This window comes from Rhodococcus erythropolis NBRC 15567, assembly GCF_001552595.1.
Lineage (GTDB): Bacteria > Actinomycetota > Actinomycetes > Mycobacteriales > Mycobacteriaceae > Rhodococcus_F > Rhodococcus_F erythropolis.
Genome location: NZ_BCRM01000048.1, coordinates 1 through 14690 on the forward strand (window position 1 = coordinate 1; position 14690 = coordinate 14690).

A 14690-nucleotide genomic window follows, 5' to 3' on the forward strand; every position below is an offset into this window, starting at 1 on the left:
TTAGTTTCGTCGATACCGTGGCTGGCCAGTTCTGATTCCACGGTGCCGGTGACAATGTTGCCGTAGCCGCCAAAAGTTATCGCTCCTGCTGAGGTAGGGGAGCTCGTGGTAGAAACTGCTGACGAGGTGGCTGCGGCGACTGAATTTCCTGCGTTTGTGCACATGAGAAATGGTTCGGTGACGAATTCTTTCGTACCACTCCAAATCTCGTAATGATTGAAACCGTCTGCTCCGATGGAGAAGGCCAAATATCGGTCAGGATGGTTCGGATCGCTAACTAGCAGATCGGTGTTTTGCGGTGACCTGAAATTTGGCGTCGAAGTGAAAGTAGCTTCAGGATAGGCAGTTCTGATGTCCTGTTCGCTCGACGCGGATGTGATCCCGCTTGATGTCGAGGTGCTATTAGCGCCGACTATTTTGCCGTCGATAGTGAATATTTCAACGGTTGCGCCGTAGTTGCCGATCGAGTAGCGCATGCACCCGTCCACTGGTTCCCCGGCGGGGGTAATTCCCTGGGCAAGAAGGTCCGCTTCGCTCATTCCGGCCACCACTGGTCCAGCCCCACCGAAAGTCAGTGCCCAATCAGCTGGGGTCCTATTAGTGGATCCCGACAATGAATCGTCGAAGCCACCGCAACCGGACAATGTCAAAGCCCCAGCGATACCCACAACCGCCGCGATCTGGAACCTCGAGACCATGCGTTGATGAACCCTTCTGGTTAGTCGATACACGCACTGATTAGTCGATGCACGCATCTCCACGATCGACGCAGCGTGTGTGGCGAACTCTAATTGGTGACCTCACGATGAACCAGGCCAAGATTGTCGATCAAGGGTGAGTGCTGTTCGGGTTTGCTGTGGGCGGGACGAGTTTGAACTGCCGCAATTGCGCTTTGATGGATTCGGGCCATGCTACGCGGTTCTTTGCCAGGTACCAGGCCGCTATACCGGATGCGACTGCGAGGATAATCCATACGATACTACCGCCCAGTTGCGACCCGAAGTCGTTGCTGGACGAGGCTTTTCCTGTCGCTAGGTCGTACTCCGTGGTTGTCGTCACTCCTTCGACCGAGAATGTCCAGAATGCAGGGATGGCAAACAGTACTGTCAGGGCTCGCGCAACATGATAGGGGCGAAGTTCGAACGCCATAGGTTCCTCCGAAAGGCATGTTCAGGTTTGGAGTTCGTGAGGTTGAGCGGGTGAGAGAGTTTTGACAGTAGCTGAACTTGGAGGGATCGCCGAGACGGCAAAAGTAGGGGCACACGCCGTCGTGAATAAGTAAATCAACGACCAGATACTCTTTACCCTTACGTAAGAGAGCGCAGGGTCGAGCAGTTGTGTGCTGAGTGAGCCCGATGGCGGGGTCGACTGTCCATCCGATTCCTCCGGGAACTTGCCCTCGAATGCCAGAAGAAATTGGTGCCTTATCCGATGCCTTGGGCAACGCCACCACGGGTATGCCTCAAAGTGAATACGGTAGTGCGCTAGGGTTATCGGCTGTTACTTCACTGATGCAGATTCCGCGCTACCGTCAGGACCAAACCCCGTATTTGTCAATCAGAGGGGTGCCACGTTTTCTCTACGGTCGACGATGCAGTTAATGGAGGCATCCCCTCGCCGCACCACTGCGGACTGGTCCAGGATGGATAATGAATTTAAGTAGAGGAGATATTCATGACGCGAAGTAGCTCGGTCGGCGCCCTTGCTGTTGGTGCTCTGATGTTTGGCGTGGTGTTGCTCACCGGATGTGGGAACGAAAACTCTACTGAGTCCAGCGCCACGCGCTTCGAGCGTCTTTGCAGCCAGTTCTGCAAAGACGGCGAAGAACTTGCCGACATCAGGTGCACGAAGGCACACGGCAGTAACTGCTTGGCTGTAGTGGAGGATAAAGCCGATTTTGCGCATAGGATTACTCAAGTCGGTATCGCCGCAGGTTCGGTTCAGGGCCAGGCTCTCACTGTCAGCGAATCAGCACAGGCTTTTGAGAACGCCGGGTGTGGGATGAGTTCGATGTCAACGGGTTCCGCGAACTACTGCAAGAGCAGCTTGTCGACCTTCGAGGCTTCCTTCAACGAGCTCCTCGACAGACTCAACCAGCGGTAGTCCGAATCCGATCACGGCTCGTCCAGCGCGTCGTCGCCTCCGCGAGTGGTCCCCTCTGCCCGATTCGAGAGGAGCGACGCGGTGGCCAGATCGATGAGCGTGTCGGGGGCAAGGAGGGCGAGTCCGTCCTGCCCGTATTCGCTGCGGGTGGTGTCGTCGCTGCGTCGGTGCAGGATGGTCAGCAGGGTATCGCGTTGTGGGGGAGACACTCTGACGGTGAGTGTGCCGTCGGCGGCTTCGGTGAGCGCTGTGAGGACTGCAGTGGTGATCTGTTCGCGGACGGGGTCTGCGGTCTGGTCCATGCCGTGGTCGTCGAGCAGGATGACGTCGACTCCCCGTGCACGTGCTGCCCTGGCTGCGGCGGCGATGGCGGCGGTGTCGAGAATGGGGGCTCGGAGGGTGTCGCGTAGGTGCGCTTCGAGGAGGGTGCACGCCAGTTGTTGCTCGTCGGTGATGTCCTCGTCTGTGGCGAGGTGTTGGAGGAGGGGGCGGGCCAAGTTGTCGAGTCGTCGCAGTTGTTGGTCGCGTTCGTCGAGGATTGCGGTGTCGGCGGCTTCGGCGGCGACGCGGATGATGGTTTGTTCGCGCAGTGCGAAGATGTCGCGGGCGGCGGGACGGATGGTCCAGGCGAAGAACGTCGCCATCAACAGTGGGGCGAGGTTGATGGCGGAGATTCCGATGCCGTAGCCGGCGCTTTGTCCGGTTCGTTGCGCCCACCAGGCGCAACTCGCCAAGGTGGCGGTCATCCCGAGCCATGCCCACCAAGTCCGTCCGCGGACACACATATAGGTGTAGATCGCGGTCGCGGCGGAGAGAGGCCAGAGTTGTAATAGACCGTCGATCGGGATCGGTACGACCGCGAACACCAGAGAGGATCACCGGCGGTCCGGATGAGGGTGACCGCGGCGGCACTGACCACAATCCAAGCTGATGTTTCGGCCCACAACGACTTTGCTGTGGGGGCTGTGGTGAGCGCGAGGAGAAGGAACGTCGCGATGAACGCGCCGACGACTACAGCGGCTGCAGTGGTGCGCAGCCCGAGGAGTTCGCGGACATCGCGGGTGTCGGAGGTGTGATGGTTCGCGCTCGATGCGGTGCGGTCGTCGGTCATGGCGCCGTCCATTCGATGTGCACGGTGGTGCCGCGTCCGGGCCGCGAGTCCACCCGCGCTGATCCACCGGCGATGGGTCGCATTCGTCCGAGGATGCTGACGGCGATGCCCAGGCGGTGTGGGGGGATCGAGGCGTGGTCGAATCCGACGCCGTCGTCGGCGATGGTGATGGCGATGCTGTCGGCCTGTAAGGCGGCGGTGACTGTTCGGGTGGCCCGTGGTCCGGCGTGGAGGTGACTGTTGCGCAGTGCTTCGGAGAGCGCACCGCTCATGGACCGGACGATGCTCACGGGAATCCGCAAGGTTTCTGCAGTCTCGGTGCCGGTTACGACGAACGAGGCGTTGGGGTCGATATCGACTGTAGCGGTGCGTAGTTGGGCGAGGGTCTCGTCGAGGCCGATGGACTGATCGGGATCGCTGACGGTGTGCAGTTCGTCGAGTTCACGCAAGGTCGTTGAGGCGAGGGCACGGACATTGTGTCGGTGCACAGGCCGGGAGGCGGTCAGGAGGGTGGCGATCACTCCGTCGTGGATGAGGGCGTCGAAGCGTTCGCGTTCGACGGCGCGGGCCCGTTGGGCGGCAGCGCTTGCGGCGGCGGCGCGGGTGGACTCGGTCGTGGTGTCGAGCAATCGGCCGGTGCGTAGTGCCATCGCGGCGCCGCCGACGAACAGGGTGCAGAACATGATCGCGAACGTGATGTCCGGTACGAGCATCGACGCTGATGCGTTGACTCGGGCGGCGAGGTTGATCATTTGCACTGTGGTACAGCCGATCACGAGATGGATAAAGGCAACGCTCGTCGGCCAGGCGATGACGCCGGCGAGGCTGGCCAGGCCGGGGAAGGCTGCCAGCCATACGCCGTCATCGCCTGGCAGTTGGGCCCCGGTCCATGCCAGGGGCCAGGTGAACGCGGCCGCGAGGAAGACCAGTGCGGCCACGGCGGCCGCCGAGCGCATCGCTGCGGTGCTGCGGCGGAAGGAGAGCAGGCCGGGCAGCATGCCGGATCCGAATACGGTCAGCACAGCGAGAGGTGTCCACCATCGATGCATGTGCGGCGTCGTCGTAATGATCGAGGGGTACAGCAGTGCGAGGTAGGCGAGGTAGCCGACGCTGGTGAAGCGGGCGAACATGCGCAGGATGCGATCGGTGTTCTCCTGGCCGACACCCGTCGCGGGGGACAGCACGGCCGGGCCGGTCATCGCAGTCCGCGTTCGGGGACCGGAAGCCACCCGTCTTCGACGGCGCGTTTGTAGAGGTCGGTTTTGGTGTTCGCGGGGCGCCCGGCGTCGGCGTATTTGGCGCGGATACGGCCGAGGTAGTCGTTGACGGTGTGGGTGGTCAATCCGGTCAGGCGAGCCACGCGGTCGGCCTTTTCCCCGGAGGCGTAGAGGGCGAGCACATCACGCTGGCGCGGGCTGAGATCGACCTCGGCCAAATGGGGGTCACCATCGACGGCAGCGGCCCACTCCGTGGTCACGACAGGTTCGCCCGCGGCGGCGGCGATGATCGCTGCCACGACGACATCGACGGTCTCGGATTTGCGCACCACACCGAGAACCCCGGCCTTGGCCGCCAAACGCACGAGGTACGGGTTCTCGGCGCCGGTGAAGATGAGGGTTTCCAGACCCGCGGCGCGGAGCTCGTCGACGTTGGTTTTCGGGGACGATCCGTCTGCGAGGCGTAGGTCGAGGATCGCCAGATCCAACGCGACCTCCTGCGCGAGTAGTGCGGAGACGGTGGGTGCTGAGGCGCACACGGACAGGGACGGGTACGGGGCGAGCATCGCCTCGAGGCCCATGACGACCGCCTCATGGTCCTCGACTACACCGATGCGGTGGACCGTGTCGGTGGGGGAGTAGGAGGGGGTATCGGTCACGTGGTGGACTCCGCTGCGCGTGTGAACAGGATCGACAGAACATAGCAGGGAGTTCGGAACGGGAAGTCGGTTTGCGGGTGTTCTCAGGCGCAGTGCACAGCGCGGGACCATTCGCTGATATGTCAGGCATCTGGTCCGCCACGAGCGCGGATGGGCAGGTCGAGACGGGAATGGATTCAGTCACGACAGTGGGTGCCGGTGATGATGTCTGCTTCTCGTCGGTCACATCCTGATGATCGCGCCGGCGACGGGCGTGTCGGCGAGGTAGGCGTTCGGTGCGAGCGATCGAACGGCGTCGGCGATGTCGCGGCGGAGGCGCTCGATCGTTTCGCCGGCGACCAGGACGCCGTGCTGCGAGTGCGCGGAGACGAAGTCGAGGCGCCCACTTGCACGTGAGGCATTGTCTTGAAGGGAGATAACTGCAGTGAACAAGTCGGGCGCTGCGACCGAGCCGAACCGCACACTGATCCGCCGGTCGGTGTTCTCGATCAGGTACAGGCCGAAGTGTTGGGCCGAGGGCCCAGGACCAGGCTGCAGTGTGTGAAGGAGATGCTCCCGGATCAGGGCGCTGCGGACGGGCGCCGAGAACAGCAATGCATGATCGAGCGCGAATCGGCCGTACCCCGAGACAGACTCGGCGGCAGGGCTTTCGGATCCACCGGTATGTCGGTCGGCGAATGCGCGCAGGCTGTCCCAGGTGGTGTTCTTCTTGCGCATCCGATCCGAGACAAACCACACCGTGAGGCCGAGGGCGGTCAGCAAGAGCATCCACGCGATGTCGTCGTTGTAGAAACCGGTGATCCCTTTGACGCCGACAATCAGAATCGGAACAGCTCCGATGGCCCGGACGACGAGATACGGTCTGATGCCGGTGGCGTTCATGCGGTGATCCTCACCCCGTTGTGGACAGTACAGCGATGCCGAAAACCTGGGGCGGCTCAGCGTTCGCACGTCATCGTTCGACCGTAGAACGGGTAGAAGTCGGCCGCGAGACAGCAGAATTGGGGGCACAGTACGTGCATGCGCCTCTGACCGACATTGTCACCGAATGTAAACGGCCGTAAGGTCCGCGCACCTGCCTCCGACGGTGACAGGCCGAGCGCATGTTGGCACGGCGGCCGTGCAATCGTGACACGTGCTCGGCGCCCTTTCAAAGAAGAGGATTGAGGGCGCAGTAGTCGGTCAGGGAACGATCCACAGTCCGGCGCCGGGGAGAACGGTGATCGGGCTTCCGGCGCCGCTGGTGGTGACGGTGGCAACCAGGACACCGGAACCGGTGATCGCTGTTCCCCCGGTAGCGGGTAGCCCGAACCACAAGTTCGAGGTGCCTGCAACGCCGGTAGTCAAGTTGCGCCAGTGGACCATGCACGCACAGATGCCTTCGGTGCCACGGAATTCGGTGATTCCGGGCCGTTCGGTGTCGGTGGTGGCCGTGACATGCTGCCCGACCAGAGGCCCACCGAGCCCGGTCGGGCCGGTGGCGAGGCCGGCGACCGGGATGGGCAGCACAGTGTCGACGGGTCCCGCCGAAGCGCGGGACATGCTTGTGACGACCGCAGTTACAAGGATCGCCAGAACGACGATCCCTACTCTTCGGCAGAGAGCGACCCGTCGGGTCGACCGTGCGAGTGAGAGAGGAACGTCGTGTGACGCCGACGACGGCAGAGGGGAAATTCCTACCCGGCGATGATATTTCATGCGGTCCTCCCGAGAGATGAGACGCGGGGTGCACGTGCACGCCGAGTGGTTTCGTCAGTCCCAGCGCACACACAAGTTCGTCACAGTGTGTACCAGTAGTTACCCCGTTTCAGGCCCCGACAACCACGACACGAAGACGCCCGCCATCGAGCAGTCGCGCGCGCGACTCGGCGCGCGTCGAGACTTTCATCCGACATAGGACGAACCCAGTTGCTCCCATGCACGAGATCGGGCAACAGATGCCTCGTCGCTCGGCCGCTGACTCTTCGCGGCGCCAGCGATGAGTGTGTGGTCGACGGATGCTGACAGCGACTACGGCGCATACACATTCGGTGATACGAGCGGGGGACAGCTTCCAGGGACGCCCCTTCGGGAGGCGTCCGCATCGTCGTGTACGCCGGAAGATATCGCACGGGGGCGTGTATGGGGAGACCACAGAATTGGGGGCATGCGCGAGGGGTGGGCTGTCGACTGAGATACATCTGATTAGGTGACGCTAACGAGGTACGAAAACACTCCGGAACCGGCACACCGCTACGCCCGACCGTACCGAAACATTCGACAAGTCCGCTCTGCGGCGAAACAGCGCATATGACTTGACCCCGCACCTCACTGCGCAGGTGCATCGACGGCAGTGAAGGGACGACGAGAACACATGACGACGCGACTGCACCAGCGGCCCGCTCCCGGGCGCACCAGATTCGGGCCCGGGCGGCGAAGAAATACTGTGATTGCTGTGCTGAGCTTGTTGGTGGCGATGGCCACGATCTCGGTACCGGCAGCGCAGGCACAAGAATTACGGCAGTCGAGTGTGTTGTTCGTGGTCGACACCTCGGGATCGATGTCGGGATCCCCACTGACGCAAGCGAAAGAGGCGCTGCGCGCCGGGATCGACGCGCTCGCTCCCGGCCAGGCGGCCGGGCTGCGTAGTTTCAGCGGCAGCTGCGGCGACGGTGGCCGGTTGTTGGTTCCTGTCGCCACCGACAACAAAGACCAACTCAATGCCGCGACAACGCAACTCTCCGCCGACGGCGGTACCCCCACACCGGACGCCCTGCGGGCAGCAGCGCGTGACCTGCCGGCCAGCGGGGACCGCACCATCGTGTTGATCAGCGACGGACAGAGCAGTTGCGGAAACCCCTGTGCCGTTGCCCAAGAGATCAAGAACGATCTCGGTGTCGACTTCCGCGTCCATGCCGTCGGGTTCAACGCCCCGACCAATGCCGAGAGCGAGCTGAGCTGCATCGCCAATGCCACCGGCGGGCAGTACTTCACCGCCACCAATACCGACGAGCTCGCCGCAGCCATCTCCGCGGCAGTGGAAACGACCAACCCCGCCGAATGCGATGACGTGTACTTCGTCGGCGTCCGCGGCTCCGGCGAAGACCAGGACAAGACGCTCGAACAGTACGAGTCCTCCACTTTCGATCCTGTCTACACCAAAGATTCCGGCCCCAACGCCCGCACCACGGGGATGGGGGAACCGGTGAAAGCCGTCTTCAACGAACTGCACCATCAGGGCGAATCCGGCACCCCAGATATCGCATCGATGCAGGCCCGGGCGATCCGCTATCCCGCGATCCCGGTCAATCTCCTCGACCTCTCCTACATCGACCGGTACCAACGATCCGTCGCGGTCGGTGCCGACAACCTCGCCAAGGAACTGCGGCTGATCGCCTCGCACTGCCATCAGGCGTCCGTGGTGCTCGCCGGCTATTCCCAGGGCGCCGACGTGATCAACAAGACGATGGGCAACGCCCACCGCAGCGGTGAGACGTCGCTGTTCACGCAGGTGAAGAAGATCGTCGTCATCGGCGATCCCTCTCATCAACCCAACCGCGCCGAAAACGTCGGGGGATGGAACAAGCTGGGCTCGACGAACGGCTCCGGTGCCTCGGTCTCGGCGTCGATCGCTGACCCTGATGCACTGAAATTCAAGGATGCTCACGCCGGACTTGTGTCCTCGATCTGCATGATCGGTGATCTGGTGTGTGATACCAGTTCTTTGGCCGTTCACGAAGCGATTGCGTCGAAATTCGGATCGCAGACCATGACCCACACCCTGTACTCGGCATTGTCGATGCAATGCCCGGCAGTGAGCAACGCCTGGCAGTACGGCACCGACTGCAGTGGTCAAATACTGTTCAACTCTTTGGGGCACACCGCGGTGGCACGTTCACACGGCGGGCTCAGTGCCGATCAGGTTGTCGTGCAGTCCGGTACACACCTGTGGGCCGGGTTCGTCGCCATTCGCGGCGCCGTGGGACAGGTGACGAAGGTGGGCAAGTTCGTCGGAACGCTGTTCTCCGATCCGGTCGAGGTCGGCACGTTCGAGGTCAACGACGACGGCGTGGCGATCCTCGACTTCGTCGTTCCGAATGTTCCTGCCGGTGAGCATCATCTGGAACTGCGCGGCGACGACGGCAGCGTGTACCGACTACCGATCCTCGTCACTGATACGCCGGCTACCGATGGACCCTTAGGGTATGTCGTCGACGGCTCGACGGTGCACGTTCCCAGCGGCTCCGGGACGGGAAGCGTCGGCAGCTCTGGCAGTATCTTCGGGAGCTGACGAACAACCTTCGTGTCAGCGATCGTTGTCCCGGTGCTGCAAAAGGTACCGGGACAACAGTCGTCTCCGTCTGACGCATCCCACCCCCGGAATCGCGCTGGCGGGGCACTCAGACGCGAGAGCGATCCATGGCAGCGCCCACCGCCCGGCGAAGCGGGAGGTGCATGTGGGACAGGTCCGGGAGGCGGGCGTCCCGCCTCCCGTCGAGTGACCAGCCGGTCGACGGGCGCCCACAGGAAACATAACTGCGAAACCCACTACTGCACAAAGGTTCCCCGATTTCTGAGGTGTGTCAGGCGCGCCGACGGTGCCAGAGATGCCCGTGGAGTGATGCGATCGGTGCGCGGCGGTCATCTGTTCTCACCTCGTATGGGAACCCCTGCCGAGCGACATGTCGCCCGCGTTTAACGGGCGTGAAGGCCTGGCTTCGATCGACAGGCTGGTATGTCCCGGTTCCGATCGGCAATGGTCCTCTCCGCGTTACTGCACTCGTTGTAGCCGTCCATTTTTCGCGGGCGATGAGCGTGTTCGCGGTCTGGGCTCCCGATGCGCAGTGGGCAGGAGGAACAGCGGGGCGGGCCTTGTGGTGTTCACCGCGGTGGGAGGCGTCGGTGTCGGGGCGGTAGGCGGCGCACTTGTACAGAGTGTGCGATGGTGCTCGTGCAGGAGGTGACGCTCTCGTGGTGGGATCCAGGGTCCTTCGTAGACGAGGAGGTCGCATTCTCGGCATTGGGTTCGGAAGTAGCCTTCGCTCATCGATCGGGTTCCTTTCGTTATTTCTCGGCGACGAGTCTCTGCCGGCGCGTCGGGCCGCCGACGTTCACGATTGCGGTGGGAAACCGTAGCGTTGCCGGATCTGGGTGAGCGCCGCGATGTCTTCATCGTTGACCTGCTTCGCGGTCGCCCAGGCGAGGCTGTCGGCGTAGTCGCGTCGACGCTGGTGATGTTCCTCGGGCGTGAGCGCCGTCGCGGCAGTGTGAGGGTCCGTGCAGTTCGATTCGGTGTTCTCGAATTGCGCGAGGTACGCGGCTAGGATGGCGGCGTCACGGCGAAATCTACTCACCACTGCTGCCTCACCTCGGCCTGGCAGCAGTCGTACCGTCTCCACGACGTACCGGAGGGAAGTTCTATTTCAGGCATGGGACGTAAGACTCCATTCGGTCCCGACCTGATGAAGACAGGTGCAATCTTTGATCAATCGGACTTTAGCATCACATCACCGGGGATCAGTTATCCACAAGCTATTGGTTGGGCGGTGGCAGCGTTTCCAGAACCCTGGGTCGAGATTTTCAGGCAAGCGTGGTTGGGCAGATACGAGCATCGCGCGTGGACAACCATGCAGTTACCGGTGTCGAGTTCGAACAGACGGACTTTCACCGCACACCCGTATCGTTCGCCCCCCATTTTTGGGGTCTCGGCAAGCTCTGACGTGCGTATTACGGTCGAGCAGTCGAGTGGACGACCCATCAGACGACCCCACCAGAGTGGCCTCGGCAGCCCCCACTGACGCCGGTTCGGCCGTCACCGATCTGCAGAGAAAAGGGACAAACTATGCATCTTCGAAAGTTCATGACAACAACTGCAGCGATCGCCGCGACGACAATTGCCGGAGCTGCAGTCGCGTCGGCCGACGTGGTCATCCCCCAGACCCCGACCGTCCAGACAAGCATCGCCGGTGACACGTTCAGCGCTACTGTCACCAACACCAACACGATCAATTCGCACTGCGGCCTGACTGTGCTGACCGCCGACCTTGCACCAACAACTGTTTTCCCCGCCGGTTTCGATATCGGCACCTCGAACTGGGACACCCACCCTGATCCCGTGTTGCCCGGTGACACCAAGACGTACACCGTCGATGACCTTGCCGCGGGCACGTATGTCTTCTACGCCGGATGCACGACGACGGAGAACGAAAACTCCGAATGGGTGAACTCGATGGTGCAGGCGGACACGTTCACCATTACCGCGACAACGGGGGAAGAGGGAGGACCGGGCGGTTCCCTCGGAAATCTCTTCGGGTCGTCCTGACCCCACCTTGCCGTGTGAAACGGAACTGCGGCGTACGGAAACGGACACCGATGGTCAGCAGGGCGGTGTGTCCGGAACGCTACGGCCTGTTCCGGGTCGTAGGGTCGATGGCGTCGCCGTGTTCTCGACTCAACCCCGAGAGGATGGCGCCGGGGCTTGCCGGTCTCACGCATGAGCGTTGACGGCCCTGTTTGGTGCGCTGGCTTCTGTCATGGTTGTCAGTGCGCCAGGGCTCCACCGGCGAAGTCTCACTCCCTTTCCGGTGGAGCCCCTTTTCGTTCGGTCGTGTCTCGGACGACGATTCCCGCCAATGGCGAAAGGTTGGAGTCGGGGTCATCGCGGCGCGGGCCGGCTCCGGTGAACGCAGAACCGCGCTGACGAACGCCAATGGACACACTATCCCATTCTATGAGAATTGGAACCACGGCCCGAAAACTGAAACACGTTACCGAACAACGGTTTCCGGTTGTGTGTGAATTACGGTCACGCGATAGTTAAACATTCACAAACCGGACAGTCTGTGCTAGTTTTTTGCTGATCTTTGCATTCCTTATCGAGAGGTTCAACTCGTATGTCCACCACTGCTCGCCGCGCCGGAATCGTCGCCGCACTCGTCAGCTCCGCAGCTCTGGTCGCCCCCGCTTTCGCCGGCGCGCTGCCCACTGGTTCTCTCGGCTCGAACGAGGCGGCGCCGGGCTTCACGTGCGATGCGACCTCCACCGAAACCAGCACTAACGGGTGGGGGATCCCGTTCGAGGACGAGAAGGACCAGACTGCCTCGTACTCGGCCGAGAACGTTCTTGACGAGGACGGCTCCCTGAAGCTGGAGGTCGACGGCGTCGAAGAGCGCTCCGTGTCGTATCACTCGGCGGGCGGTGTGAAGCTTGCCGACATCCTCGACACCGAAATCGGCTTCGCCGAGCGCGCGGAGACGGCGAAGGCATCGTTCCAGCTGCGTCTGAGCGGCACCACCGGCGGAAAGTTCACCGACACCGGCTTCACCACCCTCGTGTGGGTTCCGGGAGTCACCGCACCGGACACCACCGACGGAGCCGTCCATGTCAGCCTTCAGGATGGCGAATGGTGGAGCACCCAGAACATCGACGGCGCAAAGGACTTCGCGCGCGTGAGCCTCGACGCCATCGCCGAAGCGCAGCCGAATGCTGTCGTCGACCACTACGGCATCAGTATCGGCCGCGGCTCGGCCGCAACCTCCACTCTCGTGGATGCGGTGACGTTCAACGGTTGCACCACCAACTTCGCCAAGAAGGACGCCGAGACTGAGACCGGCACCGGCTCGCTCGGCAATCTCGGCAACATCTTCGGCAGCTAGGGAAACGGCCGGGGCATGACATTCGGTGGGTGCGGTAGCGGTCACGAACGGCCACCGCCCGGCGAACTGGTAGCCCCAAGCCGAAGAAGGGGGCGGAGCCCGGTGCATCCGGGGTCTGCCCCCTTCTTGCTCCGCTGTTGGTCACTACCGTTCAATCAATAATTTCTGAGGAGTTTTCATGGGATCGTTCGACACCGCATCGCTGAGCACCGAATCGCGCGAGGATCTCAATCTCGGCAAGGTCAGCGAACTGCTCAAGCTCGGCATCACCGCCGTCTCGTTCATCACCGCCCTGAACTCGCTCAGCTGAGCATCAGTTTCGGGCTGACACGAACGAAATGCCGCTGAAGTGTGGGCTCGGCAGGAACTGCTCCCGCCGCGCTGGATCCGAACTCGACGGTCCCGCGCGCAGGGAGCAGTTGTCGAGCAGATGGATCTCAGAGGCGCAGAAGCGGTCATTGCCGATCGGGTGCCGGCAATCGGATTGTGCGAATATCCACGGCCGGAAGATATTCCAGCTTTCCGGTGCACACCTCGGCCGAGGCTGAAGCGCATGCTCTGCGGATCGGCGCTCTGTCGGTGGTCGAGACCCTCGCGTAGCTCCGTGACTCTCGGAATTATTTGGCACAGAGCGCTCGATAAACAGGTCGCGGCCGTGGAAATGCTGGATCGACTGACGGGCGAGATCAGAGTGCCGGAAGTCTTCCTGCATCCCGTTCGGTGCGTGCCAACTCGATGTTTGCGTACAGTGCTGAACGCTTCAAACCTGTGTTCCTACACAGTGTTTCGATCTTGAACTGCCCGGTCTCGTACGTTTGCAACAGGTACGCACGCTCTTCCGGGGTGAGCTTGTGCTGACGACCTTTCATCTTGCCAGCCGCCGCGGCCGCGGCCACAGCGTCCCGCGTTCTGCTCCGGATCAGGTCTGATTCGAATTCGGCCATCAGCCCGAGGACGCCGATGAACATTTTTCCCATCGGATCGGTCGGGTCGTAGATCTTCCCGTCGATCGACAACGCCACACCCTTGTCCGCCAGTCGCCCCACAGTCTCGTGAAGGTCCTTCGCTGATCGGGAGAGCCTGTCGAGTTTGGTCACGCAGAAGACGTCGCCTTCGCGGGCGGCGTTGATCGCATTGTCGAGTCCGGGTCGCTGTGTCTGCCGGCCACTGATTCCGTGATCGACGTAGACCCGGTCTCGGCCGACGCCTTCCTTGGCAAGAAGTTCGACCTGAATCGACGAATCCTGAGCCGCCGTACTCACACGCGCGTAGCCGATCTTCATTCCACTCCCGATTTTTGCCGTTCACGACGTCCAGTGGACGAATCGTCCGTTAGAAACTATGCCATATCGGATTATTTCAACGGACAGCAAAATGGACGGAACGCGCAGAAATTTCCCCAGGTGAATCGCACGTAGGAGCGTGTTCGAGATCGTCCGGTATGACGATGGTCAAAACGCACACCGAAACCCGCAGAAACGATCTGAGGACGGTTGTGCGAAATTCGTTGAGGTCAATCTGTGCGGTCAGTTGATGTTGCGGACGAACGAACGCCTGCGTGAATGAACCACAGAACTCCGCCGACCACAGGTGTGACCCATGCCGTAATCACCCACGACATTCGTTCGCGAGCTCGGAGTTTCGAGGAAAGGATCGCAACAGTAGCGGATGCTGTCACCATCAGCCACACGATGGTCGGGACACCGACAACCACGATTTCGAGCAGGCCTATGCCAAATCCCGGGCAATCCAAGCCGGCTCGCGAGCACTCGCTCAGTCCGGCCTCGGCGAACAAGTTTGCGACCATAGGTCCCCAGCGGGCTGCGCCTTGCAGTGTTTCGCGTTTGAGTGTCGCGTTGAACGACTCGGCCAGGGCATTGTCCGCGCTCGTGCCCACCGCTCCCATCGATTGCGTGACACCGAGTCTCCTGCAAAGCGATGCGAAATCCTTTGATGTGTACTGATT

Annotated in this window: 12 protein-coding genes and 2 pseudogenes; 5 read left to right on the forward strand and 9 right to left on the reverse strand. The window is 61.9% G+C overall.

What is annotated here, in order from left to right; translation table 11 throughout:
• Positions 1 to 539 (reverse strand): hypothetical protein (locus RE4_RS30145; protein ID WP_155717004.1); only part of this gene is annotated, 539 nt, incomplete at its 3' end.
• A 1135-nt stretch (positions 540 to 1674) separates the two neighbouring features.
• On the opposite strand from RE4_RS30145, the gene RE4_RS30155 reads away from it, so the two are divergent.
• Positions 1675 to 2103: a hypothetical protein gene (locus RE4_RS30155; protein ID WP_143542715.1), complete on the forward strand. Its 429-nt coding sequence runs from the start codon at positions 1675 to 1677 to the stop codon at positions 2101 to 2103.
• An 11-nt stretch (positions 2104 to 2114) separates the two neighbouring features.
• On the opposite strand, the pseudogene RE4_RS31425 reads toward RE4_RS30155, so the two are convergent.
• The 5 genes and pseudogenes from RE4_RS31425 to RE4_RS30180 form a co-directional block, all read right to left on the reverse strand.
• A pseudogene (locus RE4_RS31425) lies at positions 2115 to 3226 on the reverse strand (DUF8320 family protein).
• The gene (locus RE4_RS30165) at positions 3211 to 4413 is read right to left on the reverse strand and encodes a sensor histidine kinase (protein ID WP_060939878.1); all 1203 of its coding nucleotides are present in this window, start codon (positions 4411 to 4413) and stop codon (positions 3211 to 3213) included. Before RE4_RS30165 ends, RE4_RS31425 begins: the two are co-directional and overlap by 16 nt.
• Positions 4410 to 5012: a helix-turn-helix transcriptional regulator gene (locus RE4_RS30170; protein ID WP_235867983.1), complete on the reverse strand. Its 603-nt coding sequence runs from the start codon at positions 5010 to 5012 to the stop codon at positions 4410 to 4412. The genes RE4_RS30165 and RE4_RS30170 overlap by 4 nt, the downstream gene beginning before the upstream one ends.
• Before the next feature lie 300 nt (positions 5013 to 5312).
• The gene (locus tag RE4_RS30175) at positions 5313 to 5972 is read right to left on the reverse strand and encodes a hypothetical protein (RefSeq protein WP_024488159.1); all 660 of its coding nucleotides are present in this window, start codon (positions 5970 to 5972) and stop codon (positions 5313 to 5315) included.
• A 300-nt stretch (positions 5973 to 6272) separates the two neighbouring features.
• A complete protein-coding gene (locus RE4_RS30180; RefSeq protein ID WP_024488160.1) occupies positions 6273 to 6632 on the reverse strand; it encodes a hypothetical protein in 360 nt (119 codons plus the stop codon).
• Between the two features lie 892 nt (positions 6633 to 7524).
• On the opposite strand from RE4_RS30180, the gene RE4_RS30185 reads away from it, so the two are divergent.
• Positions 7525 to 9360: a cutinase family protein gene (locus tag RE4_RS30185; protein ID WP_162267918.1), complete on the forward strand. Its 1836-nt coding sequence runs from the start codon at positions 7525 to 7527 to the stop codon at positions 9358 to 9360.
• An 820-nt stretch (positions 9361 to 10180) separates the two neighbouring features.
• Here the strand turns inward: RE4_RS30185 and RE4_RS30190 are convergent.
• Positions 10181 to 10423 carry a hypothetical protein gene (locus tag RE4_RS30190; protein ID WP_143542714.1) on the reverse strand — a complete coding sequence of 81 codons (243 nt, stop codon included), beginning with the start codon at positions 10421 to 10423 and terminating at the stop codon, positions 10181 to 10183.
• Between the two features lie 488 nt (positions 10424 to 10911).
• Here RE4_RS30190 and RE4_RS30195 point away from each other — a divergent pair, with 488 nt between their 5' ends.
• The 3 genes from RE4_RS30195 (at position 10912) to RE4_RS31750 (ending at position 13034) form a co-directional block, all read left to right on the forward strand.
• Positions 10912 to 11391 (forward strand): hypothetical protein, encoded by a 480-nt coding sequence (locus RE4_RS30195; RefSeq protein WP_024488263.1) that lies wholly within the window; start codon positions 10912 to 10914, stop codon positions 11389 to 11391.
• A 571-nt stretch (positions 11392 to 11962) separates the two neighbouring features.
• Positions 11963 to 12724: a hypothetical protein gene (locus RE4_RS30200; protein WP_060939881.1), complete on the forward strand. Its 762-nt coding sequence runs from the start codon at positions 11963 to 11965 to the stop codon at positions 12722 to 12724.
• Between the two features lie 178 nt (positions 12725 to 12902).
• Positions 12903 to 13034 carry a hypothetical protein gene (locus tag RE4_RS31750; protein WP_255246896.1) on the forward strand — a complete coding sequence of 44 codons (132 nt, stop codon included), beginning with the start codon at positions 12903 to 12905 and terminating at the stop codon, positions 13032 to 13034.
• Between the two features lie 376 nt (positions 13035 to 13410).
• On the opposite strand, the gene RE4_RS30205 is transcribed toward RE4_RS31750, so the two are convergent.
• Positions 13411 to 14007 carry a recombinase family protein gene (locus tag RE4_RS30205; protein ID WP_060939882.1) on the reverse strand — a complete coding sequence of 199 codons (597 nt, stop codon included), beginning with the start codon at positions 14005 to 14007 and terminating at the stop codon, positions 13411 to 13413.
• A 530-nt stretch (positions 14008 to 14537) separates the two neighbouring features.
• A pseudogene (locus RE4_RS30960) lies at positions 14538 to 14690 on the reverse strand (integrase core domain-containing protein); the annotation flags it as partial.